The sequence below is a fragment of the Sinanaerobacter chloroacetimidivorans genome (assembly GCF_018128545.1).
Lineage (GTDB): Bacteria > Bacillota > Clostridia > Peptostreptococcales > Anaerovoracaceae > Sinanaerobacter > Sinanaerobacter chloroacetimidivorans.
In genome coordinates this window covers 273,752-293,672 of record NZ_JAGSND010000003.1, presented here as the reverse complement: position 1 = coordinate 293,672, position 19,921 = coordinate 273,752, and the positions used below count along the sequence as shown (strand labels likewise).

The following is a 19,921-nucleotide window of genomic DNA, read 5'->3' as shown; positions in this document are numbered from 1 at the left end:
TCCGGACCCTTAGATCCATCCTAAATTTCCATTTAACGCACCTCGATAATGATTCTGCCATATGGGAAACCCATATGGCAGAATTTATAGCTTAGTACTTATCAAATTCATCCTGATCGAACATAATTCTTGGTTTTGCTCTTTCCTCAGCTGCGCCGGCAAAGCCAGGGGTATCACCTTCTTGCAGAAGCTTCCGGTCAAATCCCGGCAGCCCGGTACTGCCATTATGAAGCTTAAATCTTCCCACCATTTCCTTCAGCAGCTCTGCCTGGCTTGAAAGCTGTTCACTGGCAGCAGCACTTTCTTCTGAAGTTGCAGAGTTATTCTGCACCACCTGTGAAACCTGCTCAATCCCTTTATTGACCTGGGCAATCCCTGAGGCCTGTTCATTGGATGCGTCGGCAATATTGGTTACAAGACTTGCAGCTTTTTCGATACCTTGTACGATCTCATTGAGAGAAGAAGCGGTCTCATCAGCAATCTTTGTTCCGGCTTGGACTTTGGCAATGGAACCCTCAATGAGTTCGGTGGTTTCTCTTGCTGCTTCCGCACTTCTGCCCGCCAGGCTCCGAACTTCCTCCGCTACTACGGCAAAGCCTTTCCCGTGCTGACCTGCTCTTGCAGCTTCCACCGCTGCGTTCAGAGCCAGAATATTGGTCTGGAATGCGATATCATCAATGACTTTTATAATCTTCGATATGTTTTCTGAGGAACGGCTGATTTCTATCATGGAAGCCAGCATTTCCTGCATTTGACCGTTGCCCTTCCTGGCGTTTTCACTTGCTTCGGAAGCCAGATCACTGGCCTGGTTCGCATTGACCGCATTTTGCTTTGTCTGTGATGCGATCTCCGAAATGGAAGCAGTCAGCTCCTGAATGGCACTTGCCTGTTCCGTAGATCCCTGAGAAAGGGCCTGGCTTCCGTCTGACACTTGCCTTGATCCGGAAGCTACCTGTTCTGATGCCTGGTAGATATCTCCCAGAATCTCACTTAAGGTATTGATGATCAGATTCAGTGATTTTTTGATTTCAATAAAATCTCCTTTATAATCTCCGGTAACGGCAAGGTTCAGGTTGCCCTTTCCAACCTCTGCAAGTACACTGGAGATCTCATTGATATATGTGAGCAGGTTTTCTGCTGTTTCATTCAATGCATCTTTGATTGCCGCATGATCGCCCTGATAGTACCCATTGACTCTCACATGCAGGTTCCCTGCAGCCATTTCACGAAGTACGGAGGAAGCCTCTGCGATAGGCGCGGTAACAGCATTGAGGGTTTCATTGATACCTTCTATCACTTTACCGTACTCGCCGCTGAATTTCTCCGTATTTCCCCTTGCATGCAAATTTCCTTCTATTGCTTCTGATGCCAGGATCGTGGTCTCCTCGACCAGTGCTTTGATCGTTTCCATCATGATAATAATGGCAGGCATCAGGGAATCGTTCTCGCTTCTTCTGCCGATGCTCTTCAGCTCTTCTAAATCTGAAAGATCTCCTCTCGCGATATGGTTCATGATCTCAATGGTATGATTGATGCTTGCACCTACCATGTTGACGGAATGAGCAATTTCTGCATAAATTCCCGAATAGGTTCCTTCCACATTTCGGGTGTAATCATTGTGGCTCATGGCTTCCAGAATTTCTTTTCCTTCAACCAATCCGCCAAGACCGGAAATGCAGGCATTAATGCTTCCTTTTATGTGGTCAAAATCACCATAGTAGGTATCCGTAATGGTTTCCGGAATCTGCCCCTTCCCGATTTTTTCCATGTATTCCGCTGCCATTTGCAAAGGTTCAATTACGGAATTCAATGCGCCGTTTATTCCGTCTACAATTTGAGCATAAACGCCTTTTAATTTGCTGACATCCGCACGATAGGACAAGTCTCCCTCTGCTGCGGCTCTGGTAAGCTTTCCTGATTCATTGATCAGGGTGTACAGGGATTCTCTTACCATGGTAAGGTTGCCTATTAATTTTCCATACTCTCCCTGATAGGTGTTTTCAAGCAATTCAAGTTCGTCACCGTCAGCCATCTTCTGAATATAATGCAATGCAATATCTAAAGGCTCTACAATGGCATCCAGGGTGGTGTTGAACCCTTCTACAATCGCTTTATAACCGCCGCTAAATTTATCCGTATCACCTCTGGTATCCAGCCTGCCCCCAATAGCCGCAGAGGTAAGCAGCTCGGCTTCCTTTACCAATTCCCGCAAGGTTTCAATCACAGATATCATGCTGATGGAAAGCACATCCTTATCCGATCTTGGTTTGATTTCCAGGTTCAGATCTCCTGCCGCAATTCTCTTTGCAGCCTCTGCCTGTTCTTTGATATTGCCTGCCATGGCACCGAAGGCTGCCACCAGTTCTCCTACTTCATCTTTCAAGTTGGTCTCCACATTGACATCCACATCCCCCAAAGCGACCTTATCTGCCATCTCCTTCAGATCTCTGATGGGCTTGCTGATTTTATTTCCCAGGAATACTGCGGCTGCTATGCCGGCGGCAATGATAGCCAGGGCAATGATAAGAATCGCAATACGCAGATGATTGACTCCTGCAAGCACATCGCTTTTGTAATTTCCGATCCCCAGAGACCAATCCGTATTGGGTACCGGCACCATCGCCGTAAGCCGGCTGTCACCGTCCAAATCATAATTAGCCATTCCGGGCTTTCCAATACCAAGCTCTTTTAGTGAGATACCGAAGTTTTTCAAGGTGCCCCCGGTTTCAATCTCTTGAAAAACATTCCTTTGATCCAGCACCATCTGCTTATTGGGATGCGCATACAAGGTGCTGTCCGCTCCCAAAAGGAAGGCATATCCTCTTTCTCCCAGTCCTAAGTTGTCTGTAAGCTTATTTAATGCGGTTCCGTCCCGCCTTCCGATCAATGCTCCCGAAACCTGTCCATTCACTTCTATTGGCACAGCCTCCATGATCACCGGTTCTCCGGTCACACTGCTGATAATGACGCCGGAGATGTTCGCTTCTCCGTTCAGGGCCTTTTTTATGTACTCCCTGTCGCTAAGGTCTGCAGATTCGCCGCTGATTACATAAAGGGCCTTTCCCTCCGGAGATACAACAGCCATATCCAGGTATCCGAGGCGTTCTACATCTCCATAGAGTGAAGCTCTTTGGGTATTCCAATCCATGCCGGCATTCTCAACTTTGCCTGCTACCTCAAGGAGCACCGCCAGGTTCTTAGAAACAGATGATTCTATATAGTTGGCACTTTCTTCCGCATAATGCAGCATCATCTCCTCCTGCTGGCTTATCAGAGCATTGGAGCTCAGCTTTAGTGCAACTAATCCCAATACAGACGATAATATGATGACGACAATTCCAATAAATAATGCTATTTTCTTTGATAAATTCAATTTCATTTCTAGCCCTCCTTTTATATTGAATTAGTTGTTCGCATGCGTACTGATCTTTTTTCAGCAATGACAAAAGCCTTCCCCTGACAAGCGTCTTTTTTGCTGTTATATGTTTTTACCCAAATTCATGGATAAACTATCACCGGGAAAAAGAAAAAAAGACAAGGATCCCCGCCAATCGGCGGAAATCCCTGTTCTGATTCTTTATTTTACCTTGTTTCAATAGATACCGTATCCGTCAAATTTTTTTAGTATTTATCCATTTCCTCATCGTTGACTAATATTTTCGGAGCATCTTGCGTCCCGGCCTCAGGTTCTTGATCTTTCTCAGACTCCGAATCCTTTTCCGGCTCTGTTTCCTGATCTGCCGGATTCAGCAATCTCGGAGCATCTCCGGTCAGGGTATTGAAGCCCTGGAACAGTTCGAATTTGCCGACCATTTCCTTCAACAGCTCTGCCTGACTCGATAATTCCTCACTGGCAGCAGCACTTTCCTCAGCGGTAGCCGAATTGTTCTGAACAACCTGCGAAACCTGTTCGATCCCCCGATTGATCAAAGCGATGCCTGATGCCTGTTCATTGGAAGCCGTTGCGATATTTCCAACGAGATCTGCAGCCTTTTCAATACCGGCTACAATTTCATTCAGGGCTGTAGCCGTATCATTGGCAATTCTGGTTCCGGTCTGCACCTTGCCGATGGAACCTTCGATGAGATCCGTTGTGTTTCTGGCTGCTTCAGCACTTCTGGCCGCCAGGCTTCTGACCTCCTCTGCGACTACTGCAAAGCCTTTTCCGTGCTGTCCTGCCCTCGCTGCTTCCACAGCGGCATTTAAGGCGAGGATATTGGTCTGGAATGCGATATCGTCAATGACCTTGATAATCTTGGAAATGTTTGAGGAAGATTGGTTGATTTCTTCCATGGCATTGAGCATTTCTTTCATCTGGTCATTTCCCTGTGCCGCATTATCTTTTACATGAAGGGCCAAGGAACTTGCCTCATTGGCATTGACCGCATTTTGCTTTGTCTGGGATGCAATTTCCGTAATGGAAGCCGTCAGCTCTTCTATGGCACTGGCCTGCTGTGTAGAGCCCTGTGAAAGGGTTTGGCTTCCGTCCGACACCTGCCTGGATCCGGAAGTAACCTGTTCTGCGGCGTTATTGATATCTCCCAGCACTTCGCTCAGGGAAAGGATAATGCTATTCAATGAGTCTTTGATGGTAACAAAGTCTCCGCGATAGTCTGCGGTAATATGTACATTCAGATTTCTGTCGCCTATTTCCGTAAGAACGGCGGAGATCTCGCTGATATAGTCCAAAATGTTGGAAATGGTCTCGTTCATGGTGTCTTTAATGATTTTGTAATCACCGAGATATTCGCCCTCCATCCTTGCATGGAGATTCCCGCTTTCCATTTCCATCAAAACAGCCAAAGCATCTTCGATTGGTGCAATTACAGCATCCAGAGTAGCATTGAAGCCTTTCATGATTTCAGCGTATTCCCCGCTGTGCTTCGTTTCATCCGCTCTGCTTCTCAAGTCTCCCTCGACTGCTCTGGTGATCATGATTCTTGCATCGTCGGCTAAATTTCTGATTGCTTTTACACTTTTATTTAGATTTTCATTAATGTTTTCAAAATTTTCACCAATTCCGGCAGTATCCTCGTCTGTCTCATTGACAGAGGTTTCTATATTGAGATCACCGTTGGCCAGCTTCTCAAGATTGACGATTAAGCTTTCAACCTCTCGATCCTGATAGGCCGCCTGCTTCTTGGCGATTGCAGCATTTTTCTCTGCCTCTCTCATGGCTTTTTTAATTTCAGTTTGATCAACCATAAGCTCTAATGCCCCTATGATCTCTTGCTCTTCATTCCTGATCGGAAGTGCTGTGTAGGATATTTCCAGATCTCTTCCGTTTACATGGGCAACGGTATCTCCGTTAAGCTGCTCCCCTTCCATCAGCTTTTCCAGCAGAGTATAATTCTGCTCATTGCAGTCATCTGTTTGGAAGCTTTCATAAAATTTCGTACCGATAAATTCATCCACTGACATGCCGGCCAATTCAGCTGCGATTTTATTGCTGTATAAAACATTGTACTCTTTATCCATGATAACTACAGGTGAAGGCAGAATACTGGTATGGCCAACCAGGATGTCAAAGGTCTTATTCACGCCCTCGATAATTTTTGCAAAATCTCCTCCATGGGTGCTGCTGTCGGCTCTCGTATTCAGTTTCCCATATACGGCTGCGGTTACCAGCATGTTCGTATCCGAAATCAAGTTATTAACAGCATCAATACAAGTATTCAAGCTGTTTTTTATATCATTGAAATCACCATTATATTCTTCTGTGATTTTTTCAGGGATGTATCCCTTGCTGATCTGATCCAGATAGATAGCCGATGTGTTCAACGGGCCTGTCAATGCATCCAGGGTATTATTGACACCCAGGATAATCTGGCGGTATCCGCCCTGGAAGTGATCAGCATTGCCGCGGGTATCCAGTTTTCCTTCAATGGCACCCATGGTAAGAGCATTGGCTTCGTCGATGAGATCTCTGAGAGAGGCAACGATTCCGCGCATACTGGCTGAAAGTACTCCAAGTTCATTTTGTTTATCATAGGTAATTTCAATATCGAGATCTCCGTTGGCCAATTTGGTACTGACCTCCACCAGCTCATTAACCGGTGTCAGGATTTCCTTTTCCAGTCTCTTGCTAATCTTTGCGGAGACTCCGATAACGATGAGCAGGCAAACCACCATGAGGCTCACCACTAAAATCTGTGCCTTCATTGCATTGTCAAGATAATCCGCAGCGGCTTGCTCGGCTCTTTTATTTAAAACATTCAGCGTCAGTTCTGCGTTGCTGAATATGGGAATCACTTCATTTCTCATAATGATGAGAGCTTTTACATATTCATTGTCGTTATTCTCATCAAAGGTAATAAGATGCGTGCTGATCCGTTCCAAAATCGGCTTCGTGCTTTCGATCTGCCTCTGAAAAACATTAATATCGTATAATTCCTTTTCCGGGACGATTGTTTTTAGCTCCTGAACTTTGTCATTCAAATCGGTTACGATGCCATCCAGCCGATTCACCGCATTGGTGATTAATGTCGGATCATCCTCGGCAATTCCGGTATAAATATTCCGCTGCAGATATTCAAGCTGTACCCCGATCTCACCGACTAATTTCATCTCCTTATAAGGTCCGTCATAAAGGCCTCTGGCATAAGATACCAAGATGATATTGGATACAATGCAGATTACCATCATTAAAATAATTACAAATGTGACTCGATTGAAGCCGCCTTTAATTCTTTTCCCCAATCTTAGTTTCTTAATTGTACTATCCATTTCTATCCTGCCTTTCTATGTAAAATTATAAGTTCCCCAATATAGATATCGGCAGGAGCATAGTAAACTTAAATAAAAAAAACCATATTGTGACAAAAATATGGTTTTTTCACTATGGATTCTGATAATTCCAGTATTTTCTTTATTTGATTTGTATCAGATGATCCCATTATTTTCTTTGTTTGATTGGTTATTACATTATAATTCAAGAGCCAGGTGATCACAAATCTCCTGTGGAATTTTATCCAAGGGCAATTGTTTGTCTACAGCACCGATATTGTAGGCTACCATAGGCATTCCATATACCACAGAGGTCTTTTCATCCTGACCGATGGTGTATGCTCCCTGTTTCTTCATGTTCAGCAAACCCTTTGCCCCATCACTCCCCATGCCGGTCAGGATGACACCGATTGCTTTATTCTTTGCAACTTCAGCAACGGAATCAAAAAGTACGTCAACAGAAGGACAGTGGCCGCTTACCTTTTCTCCCCTGGCACATTTTACGAAGTAACCTGAAGCTGATTTTGCCAGCCTCATATGGAAATCACCCGCCGCTACCAGGACTCTTCCAGGTTTCACAAGATCCCCGTCTGCGGCCTCTTTCACCTCCAGCTTGCAGGAATTATTCAAACGGTCTGCATACATTTTTGTAAAAACAGGCGGCATGTGCTGCACAATCAGAATTCCCGGCATATCTCTCGGCAGGGTTTTTATGATATTGTAAATTGCCTCGGTGCCTCCGGTAGAAGCGCCAATTGCCAGGATGGTATTGGCGATATCCGTCCCTTTATCGGTAACCAGCTTTGCCGAAACGTAATCTTTCTTAAATTGTCCGACCTGAGCTGTGGATGCAATTTTAATCTTCACAATCAATTCATTAATAAAGGAGTTCATGCTTCCTTTTTTAGCTGCATCCGGTTTTGTAACAAAATCCACTGCTCCGGCGTTCAATGCTTCAAAAACATTGTTCCCTACGGAGCTTACTACAATCACCGGCAACGGATACTGGGGCATCAGCTTTTTTAAAAATTCTATCCCATCCATTTTCGGCATTTCAACATCTAAGGTCACAACATCTGGCTTTAGTTCTAATATTTTGTCTCTTGCCATAAATGGATCCGAAGCAGTTCCAATCACCTCAATACCAAAATCCTTAGCGAATTCTCTAGCCAGAGTTTCTCTAAACAAAAGTGAATCATCCACAATGAGTACTTTGATTTTACGAGTCACTTTCAATTAAATCCACTCCTTTCCACTTGCTATTTTTTAGTTGAACAACACAGTCTGCCACATAATGTTATGACAGACTGCTATTATTTTATCATATGATACCCAATCTTCCTACTACCAAACCGCAGTTTGGATCTAATTACATTTGAGGGTATTTTTTTATTCATAAAGAAAGCTTTTTACTGAAGACTTTCGATCATTTCCATTTCGTCGCTCTGCAGCAATTTTTCACAGTCAAGAAGAAGCTGAACCTTTTCTCCCGCTTTTCCGATTCCCTTTATGTACCGATTTTCGAAACCTGTTTTGCTTGCCGGAGGGGCTGCAATATCCTGATCGTCAATGGTCAATACTTCATCTACATTATCTACGATCAAGCCTACGGAAACCTCATTGATATCGATTACAACAATACAGGTTCTGTCGTCATATTCCATAGGTTCTTTTCCGAATTTTAATCTTACATCAATAACCGGAATAATTTTCCCCCTTAAATTTATGATTCCTTTTACGTAATGGGGAACTTCAGGCACCTTTGTGATGGACTGAATCCCAATAATTTCGGTAACATATTTTATTTCAATGCCGTAAACCTCATCTTCCAAAGTAAAAGTAAGAAACCTGCCGTGCTGGGTATCTTCTTCCAAGGTTCTGTTTTCATCATAAATATCAGCCATTCTGCTATCTCCTTTCAATTATAAGGTCAACCTGTTACAAATTATAAGTACTCTCCTATATATCGGCATGGAAGTCAAAAACTTTACAAGAGTCTTATGAGAAATGTCTCTTAAAACTCTTTTACATTTCTGCTCAAAGACTGCACTTTCATAATACCTGTTTCCAAATCGAAGTATACGGTTCGTCCGTAATTTAAACCTGTATCTTCAGCAAGTAAAGGAATTCTTAAGCTTTGCAGCACCGATTTTACACTTTTTATATTTCTGTCCCCAATGGTTCCAATAGCACTTCCCTGCTGTACCTCGAACATCTGGGCGCCGCCTGCGATTTTAGCAGTAAGCTTACTGACATTGGCGCCGTATCGTCTCATTTCCTGAATCAAATCCACAATTGCTGTGTCTGCAAATTTCATTCTATTGATTTCATTTTTTGAAAACATGCTGCTCTCGGGGAGCATGATATGGGATAGTCCGCCGATTTTCATTTGTTTATCATATAAGCAAATACCAATACAGGAGCCTAAAGCATACGTTACCAAAACATTCGGATTTCTGGAGAATTTATAATCTGAGATACCAACTACCAGCAATTCGCTCATATATCAAGTCCTAATCTTTCCATAATTATTTTTAAGGTTTCTATTTCCGCGAACATAATAATATTACTTTTTAAGTGATTTTCTTCAGCAGAGAAGCTTTCCTCAATGAACATGACTTTATCGCCTACCGATCCGAATTCGATGATCGGTACGCTCATGAGGGCTCCCGCCATATCAATTGCGATATAAGGAATGGATATATTGATGACAAGTCCTGTCAGTGTAGAGATCGAATTGATGTAGGATGAGCCTAAAATATTGCCGATCTCTTTGATTGCTGAAAGCTTCAGTTCACTAAGCAGGTTGTCGTCATCCTCCGTATCTCCCACCAGGATGTCCATGATATTTTTCGCATCCTCCATATTCAGAAGAAACATGATCATTCCATTGGCTTCGCCTGAAAAATTAACAAGCACCCCTACCGTCATGGTTTCTGCACCGCCCAAAGCATTGATGGCGGTATCAAAATCCGTGATCCTGACTCTGGGAAGGCTGATATCCACTCTTTCATCCAGAATCGTAGCAAGGGCAGAAGCTGCATTTCCGGCCCCGATATTACCAATTTCCCGCAATACGTCGATATGTATATCATTTAATTCATCGTAATTCTTTAACATATTATTACCTCTTCCTTAATGTCTTGGGGAAGCCTTTACGCGAACACAGGCTTTTGTTAATGCGGCCATAATGTCCGTCTCATATTGCTTCTTATAAATATCAAGCTGAAAATACTGTTTCCCCTCATCGGTTGTAACGTACTTCGTAGGCAATGAATTTAATGCCAATGCAAGGACATCGTTCACACATAAAGGACAAGTACAGACTCTCAGACGAACCATTACCTCATTTACCATCTCGGTAGTCAGAAGTTCTGCCAAATTTACCAGTCGTCCGCAGCTCTCGTCTGTAAAACGGCTATTCATTTCCTGAGGGTCTGAAGCAGAAGCTTCAGCCTGAACTCCGGAGTTCCCAGTTTCGTCTCTCCTGATTTCAGGCTTGGCCTCAGTTTTCAACTTCACCTCAGTCTCCGGGGCTTTCTTTTTCTCGGGTATGATATCGTTGGATTTTTTTACCGGTTCCTGCTTTTTTGACGGCTCCTCTTCCAGGAGGCAGTCTTCAGAATCTTCCTCTGTGGTAAGAAGCTTTAAAACCTGCTCTGTCTTATTGCTTTTCCTTGCCATCCAATTTCATTCCCTTCTCAGAAATCAGCTCCTCCACAAAATTCCTGTAGTCCTTGGTAGAAGTGGCTCTTGGGGCATATTGATAAATGCTTTCTCCATGTGCAGGTGCTTCGGCAACTGCTACAGAAGATCTGATTTTTGTTTCAAATACCTTGGTATTCAGTTCTTTTGCAATAATTTCCGCCATTTCTTCCACATCCTTGGTCAATAGGCGTCGTTTATCATATTTATTTAAAAGAATTCCAAGTACTTCAATTTTGGGATTATAAATATTTTTTACAAGGGCGATGGTCTCACTGAGCTGTGAGATCCCTAACAGGCTTAATATTTCGGGTACCATCGGTATAATCAAATTATCTGTTGCCGTATAAGCGTTGACCGTTAATATATTTAATGCCGGCGGCGTGTCAATAATGATGTAATCATACTGATCCACAATAGGTGCGATTCCTTTCTTCAAGAGATACTCTCTGCCGATTTGAGAGAATTCCAGTTCCGCACCGCTTAGCAGTATATTTGAGGGAATGATATCAATGCCATGGTTGTTCTGAATAATTTTATCGATACTTACGGTACCTTTCATCAATTCATAAACTGTCGGGCTGTTATCGATCTCGGCACCCAGACAAAACCCAAGGTTTCCTTGAGGATCCAGGTCGATGGCTAAAGTCTTATACCCCTTTTCCGCCAAGCCGCTGATAATAGCACTGGCCGTAGAAGTTTTTCCAACACCGCCTTTTTGATTTGTGATAACAACAGTTTTTGACATCTGTTTTTCCCTCCATTTCTAATTTGTTATGATTATTCATCTTCCAGATTTTCTTTCAGCCTTTTGTGATTTTGGATTTGAATTTTAAACACATACTCACATAGGATACGCTGTTCTTCATTGCCTAAGTTTTGAAACTGGCAGCCATATCTATATCGGAAACCAATTTTATAGCTTTCTTTTTCCCTTCGGAGCACGATGGCTTCTGCTATAAAACCAGGTTTTAAATGACTAAAATCAAGATAAAGTCTTTGCTTTTTAAAAAAAGTTTTATTGGAGTAAATGCAAGCTCCTCCAAGGCTTAGATCTCTGATTTCAACATTCTCATTCACCAGAATGCTTTTATTTCTTTTCCCTAACGCGTGAGCTTTAATCAATCTTGTTTTAAAATTTGTCTTCACTTTTAGATATTTTCTTCTTTCCTGCTTTTCATCTATGCTTTCAACATCGAGATTCAGCTGGGATGCTGTTGAAAGTGTAACTTTTCCGGTCATTAAAACAATACCGTCTTCGAGATAGCCGATTACATCCACCAGTGTCTGATGGGCAATCAACTGAAACTGATCTCCCATCAAGGTGATTCGGTTATCCATGGAACTAACAGCAGCAGACGATATTTGAATCCCCTGCTCTTCGTAGAAAACATCTATTTTTTTAAAATTTTGAGATATATTTGCCAACCGCATCACCTCTTCTCATCTGTGCCTTCTGTCCTGATAAATCCTATAAAACACCCTGTATGATCTCACCTTCATGCCAATAGATCCTGCAGTGATCCAGATTATCTAAATCAAACCGGAATCTGGTCTCACCGAATAAAATTTTTACACCCTGATACAATTTTCGCTTACAGGTAATCTGGCCGTGGTATTCCATGTTCCATTCATCTTGCAGTTTTTCTATCTGGAAGGTTTTGTGGTCAATTTGCTCTTTTAAAGCTAAAATCTGTCTTCTGATCAATGTCAATTGATCGATCAGTTCACTGTTCCCGCCCATTTTGATCAATTGATTAATCTTGGAAGCATTTTCAATTAAAGCCTGCGCTTTTTCATTGCTTTCATCCCGCTCTTTCTCTAATGCTTTAATCGCTTCTTCATCAAGCATCTTAACGCCCAGGACTTCGATTTTTGTGATTCGTTCCTTTTCGGATCCGATATCCTTTGCCTTGAGCTCTCCGAGGAGCTTGATCTCTCCTCCTACCACCAATTCATTGCTTCCTGACAAAGTAATATCTCCCATGCAGGTAATTTTGCTGTCTATGATATAATCTGCCGAGATGCTTCCATCAACGTGAATAATCGCATTTTCTATGTATTTGCAGCGCAGATCTCCATGAATCACAATGTTGCTTTTGCCGCCGCCGTTAATCCCCTTTGAGATCAAAACATTGCCGTCTGCTTCTATGATGGCATCCTCCACCACACCTTTTACGATGAGATTGCCGCCGGACTTAACGGAGAAGCCGTCACAAACGTCACCATCCACGGTAACATCCCCGGTAAAATGAATATTTCCCGTCTGCTGATCAACGTTTGTGGTAATTTTTAACATATCATTGATATCAATTGTATCTCTAAGAAATCTTACCACACCGTCGCAGGTTGCGACAAGCTTTGTTTCATTTTCTGTCAAAATTGTATTTTTTCCGACAGGGGATGGAGGGGTTTTCCCTCGTTTTGCCGGTACCGCTGCGCCAAAAATATTGACGCCTTCCACCCCTTCCGTTTCTTTTTTAATTTCACAAAGGAGCTGATCTTTTTTTACAAGCTGAAAATAATCCAGATTCTTGTAATCCACGACGATACCATCCATATCGTAATCCGGCTGATATTCTGAATCCCTTTTTATATAGAAAGTAACGACTCCATCTTCGCCGTGTTCGGGATAGAGCCCCCTGGCCACTTCTATTTTAATATTATAGATTGGCCTCATCGCTAATTTTTCTACAGAACTTTCTTTGATGCCGTAGACGATACCACCGGAATGTAAAGCTTCAAGAATCTGCTCTTTTGTGATCGGGTCTGCGCCCTCATCACCTTTTGTCAATTTTACATATCCGATCATACAATCTTCACTTATTAGAACTTCTACTTTACATAAATTCATGATGTCCGGAGTTTCATTCTGACTCATCTCGTCCTCCTATCTACATATACTTTATGAGCTATGTTTTTCTAATTTCGTGTTAGCTGACTACCTCAGCTGATTCGTCATCTTCTCCATTTCATCTGTAGCCTGAACGATTCTTGAATTAAAGGAGAAACCCTTTGATGCTTCTATCATTTTTACCATTTCCTGTGCGATCTGCACTCTTGAGCCTTCCAGGTACCCTGTCTTTACATTAGGCTCTTCCATTTCCTCCGCTTCACCAGAAGATTCTGTCACAGCAAATTGGTTTCCGCCGACAAGCAGCAATCCGTATTTATTCTCAAATACAAAGACACCTACTTCAGCGGGATCAAAGCCGTCTTCCAGTTCAATTCTGTCTCCGTCACGATCCAGCACATAATTTCCGGAAGCATTCACCAGATAAGGATCATCATCTTCCATACCGATTTGAAACGTACCATCTCTGGTGTACGTGACGGTTCCGTCCTCTCTGTTTTCAATGGCGAAAAAACCGTCTCCCAGGATGGCCATATCCATCTCTCTGTCGGTTTTGATCAAGTTTCCCTGAGTAAAGTCAATCCCTGTTTTTTCCACTTTCACGCCGTGTCCGCTGCTTATGGTATTTCCGTCTCCCCCATTAAGATTTGCATACAGCAATGATAAAAAAGATGCCTGCTGGGGCTTGAAACCGGTAGTGCTGATATTTGCCACATTATTGGCAATTGTATTCAAGTTTGTCTGTTGGCTGATCAACCCGGAAGCTGCAGCATAAAATCCCCTGATCATATTACATTCCCTCCTTTTGCTTACCCTATTTTTCCTATTTGATTGACACACATCTGATTAATGCTGTCAAATATTTTTAAAATCTGGGTACAGGATTGGTACTGGTTCTGCCCTGCAATAATTTTGCTCATTTCCTGTGCCATATTGATATTGGATTTTTCTATGGTTCCCTGCAGGATCTTATATTCTTCAGGCTCTGCCTGCTGGAATCCGTTATCGCTCTGGTAAACCCCGTTTCCGACGTGGGTTAATTTTGTGCCTTCCCGTTCTGTAGCAATGTACAGCGTATCGATTTCATCGCCCTCTTCATCCAGAATCACTCCTTCAGAAGTGACGGTAAATTTATCGCTTTCCAATTCAATAGGGCTCCCGCCCTCATTCAGAACTTTACCTACGCCAGGCAGTACCAAATATCCTTCATCATTGATCTCGAACTGCCCGTTTCTGGTGGCTACCTCTCCGTAGGTATCGCTTTCGATAAGGAAGAAACCGGCTCCCAGGATGGCAAGATCCACTGATCTGCCGGTAGATTCCAGATTTCCCTGTGAATAATCCGTATATTCCGAACTATTGACCGTCATAAAAGAACCGGGGCCGATGTTCGGAGCACCGCCGGAGGCTTTCATTCTGGTAACCAGATGTTCTCCAAAGCTAGATTCCACGGTTGCCTGACTTTTATAGCCGGTAGTTCCTGCATTGGCAATATTGTTGGAGATCGTAGTAAACGACTTCTGCTGACTTAGCACTCCTGCAGCTGCAGAATAAAATCCTCTATCCATAAATGTACCTCCCTTATGGTATTAATAATGGTTCAATCTGTGCTTTATCTTAATAATGGATGCGGAATGGATCTGGGATACTCTTGATTCCGTTATCCCTAAAATGGTAGCGATCTCTTTTAATTTTAAATTCTCATAATAGTAAAGCGATATCACCAATCGTTCCTTTTCATTGAGCAAATCGATGGCTTCCATCAGTTTTGACTTCAGCTCTTCATATAAAATCTCCGATTCAGGAGTATCCTTGTCCCTTTGGTTAAAAATCAGAGGCGATGCATTCATCATTTTTTCGTTAATGGCCTCTTCATAAGAGAGAACGATGGAATTGTGCCGCTGCTGGAGAATCCGTTCCAGATGGGTAACGGAAATCCCCATTGCTTCCGCCATCTCCGTTTTAGACGGTTCACAGCCGGTTTTCGCATACAGTTTTCCATAAACTTCATCCAGCTCTTTTGCCAGATTTCTCTGGTTCCTTGGCACCCAATCCTGTTTCCTCATAAAGTCAATAATGGCGCCTTTTATTTTTAAAGAAGCGAAGGTTTCAAATTTATTGCCCAACTCCGGATTGAACTTTTCTACCGCGTCAATCAGTGCGATCATTCCCTGATTAACCATGTCGTCCAACTGACCAAAGTTGCTGTAGCTTCCTTTAAATCTCAATACAATTTTCCGTACCAGGCCGGTATATTGCAGTACAATTTCATTTCTCGCTTCAATACTTCCTGTTTTCTTATAAACTTTCCATTGCTGTATATATTTTTCTTCTTCGAAGTTTACGGCCGAAGTCACTTAGCTCACCATCCTTCCCATCCGCAGAAAGCTGTTACCTTCTCCATGCCAGTTCTAATCCTTGATTTGAATAATACCAATTGCTTGAATTTGAATATTGGAATCGATCTCATTGAAGGACAATACCGTCAGATTTGGCAGGAACTGGTCAATGAGCCTTTTAAAATATATCCTTACAATAGGTGAGGTCAGGATTACCGGCTGATGGAGTAATTCCTTAACCTTTTCAATTTGCTCCGTAACACTTTCTACGATTTTCTGAACCATCTGAGGTTCGATGGCCAGATAAGTCCCGTGTTCACTTTTTTTCGCTGAGCTTAAAATGGCATTCTCTATCCCCTGATCCAGGGAGATTACCTTTATGCTGCTTCCATCCGTATATTTTCTTGTGATGGTTCTCTTCAGCTTCTGTCTTACATATTCGGTCAGCATATCCGTATCCTTGATGGCTATTCCCTGATCTCCCAGAGTTTCCAGTATGCTCTCCATATCCCGGATGGGAACCCCTTCCTTCAAAAGATTCATCAGGATTTTCTGAAGATCCGAGATACTGGTAATAGCCGGAATGACATCATCCACAATAGCCTGGTTGCCCTTGGATACATTCTGAAGCAGAATATTGATATCCTGCCTGCTGACGAGCTCGTGTATGTGACCTTTGATTACCTCGGACATATGGGTAACGATAACGGATAGTGCATCGATTACCGTATAACCATAGACTTCGGCCATTTCCCTTTCACTCTCTGTGATCCATTTGCCGGGAATCCCGTAGGCAGGTTCAATGGTATCAATTCCTTCAATAGGGCCGGTGCTGTTTCCGGGATCCAATGCCAGATAGTAATCTACCAGAACCTCTCCCCTGGCCACTTCTTCGCCTTTGATCTTAACCAGATACTGATTGGGATTGATCAGGCCGTTGTCCCGAAGCCTTACTGTCGGTACCACAACTCCCATTTCCAAAGCGAATTGTTTTCTGAAGATGACGATACGGTCAATAAAGCTGCCGCCGCTGCCTTCATCCACAAGGGACAGAAGAGAGTAACCGAATTCCATTTCAATGGGCTCCACCCCGAGCAGGTTATACACATTATCTATATTTCTATAGAAATTGACTTCATTGCTTTCTTCACTGATCAGCTCGCTCATTTCCTCCAGTTCGGCCTTTTCCTTCTTCACTTTAGCAGAACGAATCAGGCTGATTCCCAAAGCGATCAGGACAAAGCCCAGAATTGAGATCTGGATAACAGGCGCACCGGGGATAAAGCACATGGTTAAAACCACAATGCCGGAAATCAGCAGTACATTGGGCTGAGATAAAAATTGCCTCTTAACATCCTCATTGAGATTGCCTTCTGAGGCCGCCCTTGTAACAATCATACCGGTAGCGGTTGAAATCATCAGGGCCGGAATCTGACTCACCAGTCCGTCACCTACGGTGGCAATGGAATAAACACTGAGTACTTGTGTAAAAACCATGCCGCCCTGAATCATACCGATGATGGTTCCGGCGATGAGATTTACCATTGCGATGATAATGGATGCGATAGCATCTCCTTTTACCAGCTTGGTAGCTCCATCCATTGCTCCGTAAAATTCAGCTTCTCTTTGAATCACTTTTCTTCGTTCTCGCGCTTCCTGTTCATTGATGATCCCTGAGCTTAAATCGGCATCAATGGCCATCTGTTTCCCCGGCATAGCGTCCAGCGTAAATCTTGCAGATACTTCGGCAATTCTTTCAGCACCTTTGGTAATAACGATAAATTGTACAATAACAATAATAATAAAAACAATAAATCCAACGATGGCATTTCCGCCCAGTACAAAGTTTCCAAAGGTTTCAATCACCTGGCCTGCATGTCCTCCCTTTGAGAGGATCAGTCTCGTAGAGGAAATATTCAGAGCCAGCCTGAGCAGCGTCGTAATGAGCAGCAGTGACGGAAAAATAGAAAAGTCCAGCGGCCCTGCTATGAACATTGTCGTCAGCAGAATAATCAAAGAGATGGCAATGCTCATAATAAACATAAAGTCCAGAAAAAATGGCGGCAGCGGAATAATTATTAAAGCCACAATTAAGATGACAAAGATCACCACTACATTTTTCAAAATTCTCATACTTTCTTTTTCCCTTTATCCTTATTGCTATAAACCCATGCCATGACTTCAGCCACAGCCTGATAAAACTCTCCGGGGATATAGCCATTCACCTCAACTATTTCATATAACCCCCTTGCAAGAGGTTTATTTTCTGTAATCAGGATCTTATTCTTTTCAGCGACCTCAATGATCCGCTTTGCCATAAGATCCTGCCCCTTGGCCAAAACGATGGGCGCGGGGTCTTTTTCTATATCATACTTTAATGCAATCGCAAAATGGGTAGGATTTCTTATAATAACATCAGCCGAAGGCACCTGCTGGATCATCCTGTTCATACTCATCTTACGCTGTTTCTCTTTTATTTTTCCCTTGATGAACGGATCTCCTTCTGTCTGCTTATACTCATCCTTGACCTCTTGCTTGGTCATTCTAAGTTTCTTTTCATAATCATATTTCTGATAAGCAAAGTCCAGAATTGCCACGCCAACAAAGATCAAGCAGATCTTATAAACCAGCGACAGGACTCTGTCCATCATGAAAGAAATATTGCTGTCCAGACTAGTATTTAAGATATCCGGTGTCACTACCAGAAGATCCTTAATGCTGGAGTAAATCAGCCACATGATCACAAATACCTTGATCAGCGACTTCACCAGCTGGACGACGGACCGAAGGGAAAGCAATCGTTTGGCCCCTTCAATAAAGCTGATTCTGCTGTATTTAAATTTCAACAGATCTCCGGATACCAGAAAACCGGTTTGCGCCCCTGCCATAATGACTCCCGTAAATGTCAGGACCACAGCCAGGGGAATGGTGGTTATAAAAAATACAACGATGGCTTCTCTGAAAATCTGCATGCAGGCTGCTATGGTAAGGTCCTGCAATCCTTGCATATGCTGCAGCTGGTTGATGTACAGGTTCTTTATCTGCGTGGTAATGAAAAGTCCAAGCTTGCTGATGAGGACAAAGCCGATGATGATGACGGCGATGCTGACAACATCCTTGCTTTGAAAAGTGTTTCCCTTTTTTCTCTCATCCCGTCGCTTTTTCGGGGTGGCTTTTTCTGTCTTATTGGTTTCTGCCATAGCTGTAATCCCCCCTTACATAAAATACTGCAATACCTCCTGAAGCCGTTCCAGCATGATGGTATTCATTTTGCTCAGGTATTTTACAAGCAACGGAATGATCGTGACAAGGACAATCATCCCAACCATCAGCTTCAATTGCAGATTTACCACGAATACGTTGATATTGGGTACTACCCGCATTAAGATCCCGACAGCTACTTCCACTACAATTTCTGTTACTACAATAGGCAGAGCCAGTTGTACGGCATAAACCAGAATATACCCAAAGAGTTCTATAAAATAGGGGCCGATTTTACTGCTGATGGTTTCAAACCCCACAGGAATTACATTGTATGACTTTATGGCCACAGCCAGCAATGCTGCGTGACTGTTTGTGATAAAAAACAGTAAGGTATACATAATGGTTATGAGATTTCCGCTGATAGAAATCTGCGAGTTGCTGGTTGGGTCATACATAAGTGCCATACTGATACCCATCTGCAGGTCAATCAGTTCTCCTCCGAGATGAAAAACGGAAAGAAACATCTGTATCACGAAACCCATTGCGAAACCCACTGCAAATTCTTTCATCATGGAAATCAATATGGTTAAGGTGGAATAGTCCATCACATAGATTCCTGAAAGCGTATAGGCCGCGTTTAATGCGATGCCAAGAGAGAGTCCCACCTTCACCATTGCAGGAATATTCCTTCTTCCAAAAATAGGGTTCAGAAATACAACTCCTGCCATTCTGCAGCTTACAAACAGAAAAATATAATAGCTGTTTAAATCAAAATTCAAACCTGTCACCTACGTCTTCCAAGTTATAGAATTACCTTGTACCTGTTAAAAAGTAACTGCAATAAACTCAAAGATACGGTTGACGAAATCTACCAGCTGCTGCAGCATCCATCCGCCAAAAATGATTAATACCAGCCCAATGACGATAAGTTTGGGAACAAACGTCATGGTCTGTTCATTAATCGAAGTCGCCGCCTGTATAATAGAAATAAAGAGGCCTACCAAAATACTTACCAGCAATATCGGTCCTGCTACTTTGAAACCGGTAAGAATCGCATCTCTGAATATTTCAGACAACTGTAATGTATCCATGG

General features: G+C 42.9%; 17 protein-coding genes. All 17 read right to left on the bottom strand.

Annotated elements, in window-relative coordinates; all coding sequences use genetic code 11:
• Window positions 1-91: 91 nt before the first annotated feature.
• Window positions 92-3,379 carry a methyl-accepting chemotaxis protein gene (locus KCX82_RS06775; RefSeq protein ID WP_227017691.1) on the bottom strand — a complete coding sequence of 1,096 codons (3,288 nt, stop codon included), beginning with the start codon at window positions 3,377-3,379 and terminating at the stop codon, window positions 92-94.
• 242 nt (window positions 3,380-3,621) lie between these two features.
• Window positions 3,622-6,726: a methyl-accepting chemotaxis protein gene (locus KCX82_RS06770; protein ID WP_227017690.1), complete on the bottom strand. Its 3,105-nt coding sequence runs from the start codon at window positions 6,724-6,726 to the stop codon at window positions 3,622-3,624.
• A 198-nt stretch (window positions 6,727-6,924) separates the two neighbouring features.
• The gene (locus KCX82_RS06765; RefSeq protein ID WP_465250632.1) at window positions 6,925-7,956 is read right to left on the bottom strand and encodes a protein-glutamate methylesterase/protein-glutamine glutaminase; all 1,032 of its coding nucleotides are present in this window, start codon (window positions 7,954-7,956) and stop codon (window positions 6,925-6,927) included.
• Window positions 7,957-8,135: 179 nt separating this feature from the next.
• Window positions 8,136-8,630, bottom strand: a complete 495-nt coding sequence (locus KCX82_RS06760) for a chemotaxis protein CheW (RefSeq protein WP_227017688.1) — start codon at window positions 8,628-8,630, stop codon at window positions 8,136-8,138.
• Window positions 8,631-8,740: 110 nt separating this feature from the next.
• The gene (locus KCX82_RS06755; RefSeq protein ID WP_227017687.1) at window positions 8,741-9,229 is read right to left on the bottom strand and encodes a chemotaxis protein CheD; all 489 of its coding nucleotides are present in this window, start codon (window positions 9,227-9,229) and stop codon (window positions 8,741-8,743) included.
• Window positions 9,226-9,846, bottom strand: a complete 621-nt coding sequence (locus KCX82_RS06750; protein WP_227017686.1) for a chemotaxis protein CheC — start codon at window positions 9,844-9,846, stop codon at window positions 9,226-9,228. Before KCX82_RS06750 ends, KCX82_RS06755 begins: the two co-directional genes overlap by 4 nt.
• A 15-nt stretch (window positions 9,847-9,861) precedes the next feature.
• Window positions 9,862-10,410, bottom strand: a complete 549-nt coding sequence (locus KCX82_RS06745; protein ID WP_227017685.1) for a late competence development ComFB family protein — start codon at window positions 10,408-10,410, stop codon at window positions 9,862-9,864.
• Window positions 10,391-11,179 carry a ParA family protein gene (locus KCX82_RS06740; RefSeq protein WP_227017684.1) on the bottom strand — a complete coding sequence of 263 codons (789 nt, stop codon included), beginning with the start codon at window positions 11,177-11,179 and terminating at the stop codon, window positions 10,391-10,393. Before KCX82_RS06740 ends, KCX82_RS06745 begins: the two co-directional genes overlap by 20 nt.
• 32 nt (window positions 11,180-11,211) lie before the next feature.
• Window positions 11,212-11,859 carry a PilZ domain-containing protein gene (locus tag KCX82_RS06735; protein WP_227017683.1) on the bottom strand — a complete coding sequence of 216 codons (648 nt, stop codon included), beginning with the start codon at window positions 11,857-11,859 and terminating at the stop codon, window positions 11,212-11,214.
• Between the two features lie 43 nt (window positions 11,860-11,902).
• On the bottom strand, window positions 11,903-13,312 hold the full coding sequence (locus KCX82_RS06730; protein ID WP_227017682.1) for a DUF342 domain-containing protein: 1,410 nt from the start codon (window positions 13,310-13,312) through the stop codon (window positions 11,903-11,905).
• A gap of 60 nt (window positions 13,313-13,372) precedes the next feature.
• A complete protein-coding gene (locus KCX82_RS06725) occupies window positions 13,373-14,074 on the bottom strand; it encodes a flagellar hook-basal body protein (protein ID WP_227017681.1) in 702 nt (233 codons plus the stop codon).
• 20 nt (window positions 14,075-14,094) lie between these two features.
• Window positions 14,095-14,853, bottom strand: coding sequence for a flagellar hook-basal body protein (locus tag KCX82_RS06720; RefSeq protein WP_227017680.1), 759 nt, complete (start codon window positions 14,851-14,853; stop codon window positions 14,095-14,097).
• Window positions 14,854-14,874: 21 nt separating this feature from the next.
• Window positions 14,875-15,642, bottom strand: a complete 768-nt coding sequence (locus tag KCX82_RS06715; protein ID WP_227017679.1) for a sigma-70 family RNA polymerase sigma factor — start codon at window positions 15,640-15,642, stop codon at window positions 14,875-14,877.
• Between the two features lie 54 nt (window positions 15,643-15,696).
• Entirely contained in the window at window positions 15,697-17,757 is a 2,061-nt protein-coding gene (flhA, locus tag KCX82_RS06710; RefSeq protein ID WP_227017678.1) for a flagellar biosynthesis protein FlhA, read from the bottom strand.
• On the bottom strand, window positions 17,754-18,824 hold the full coding sequence (gene flhB / locus KCX82_RS06705) for a flagellar biosynthesis protein FlhB (protein ID WP_227017677.1): 1,071 nt from the start codon (window positions 18,822-18,824) through the stop codon (window positions 17,754-17,756). The genes flhA and flhB overlap by 4 nt, the downstream gene beginning before the upstream one ends.
• A 15-nt stretch (window positions 18,825-18,839) precedes the next feature.
• A complete protein-coding gene (locus KCX82_RS06700; RefSeq protein ID WP_227017676.1) occupies window positions 18,840-19,607 on the bottom strand; it encodes a flagellar biosynthetic protein FliR in 768 nt (255 codons plus the stop codon).
• Window positions 19,608-19,652: 45 nt separating this feature from the next.
• A complete protein-coding gene (gene fliQ, locus KCX82_RS06695) occupies window positions 19,653-19,919 on the bottom strand; it encodes a flagellar biosynthesis protein FliQ (RefSeq protein WP_227017675.1) in 267 nt (88 codons plus the stop codon).
• Window positions 19,920-19,921: the final 2 nt, after the last annotated feature.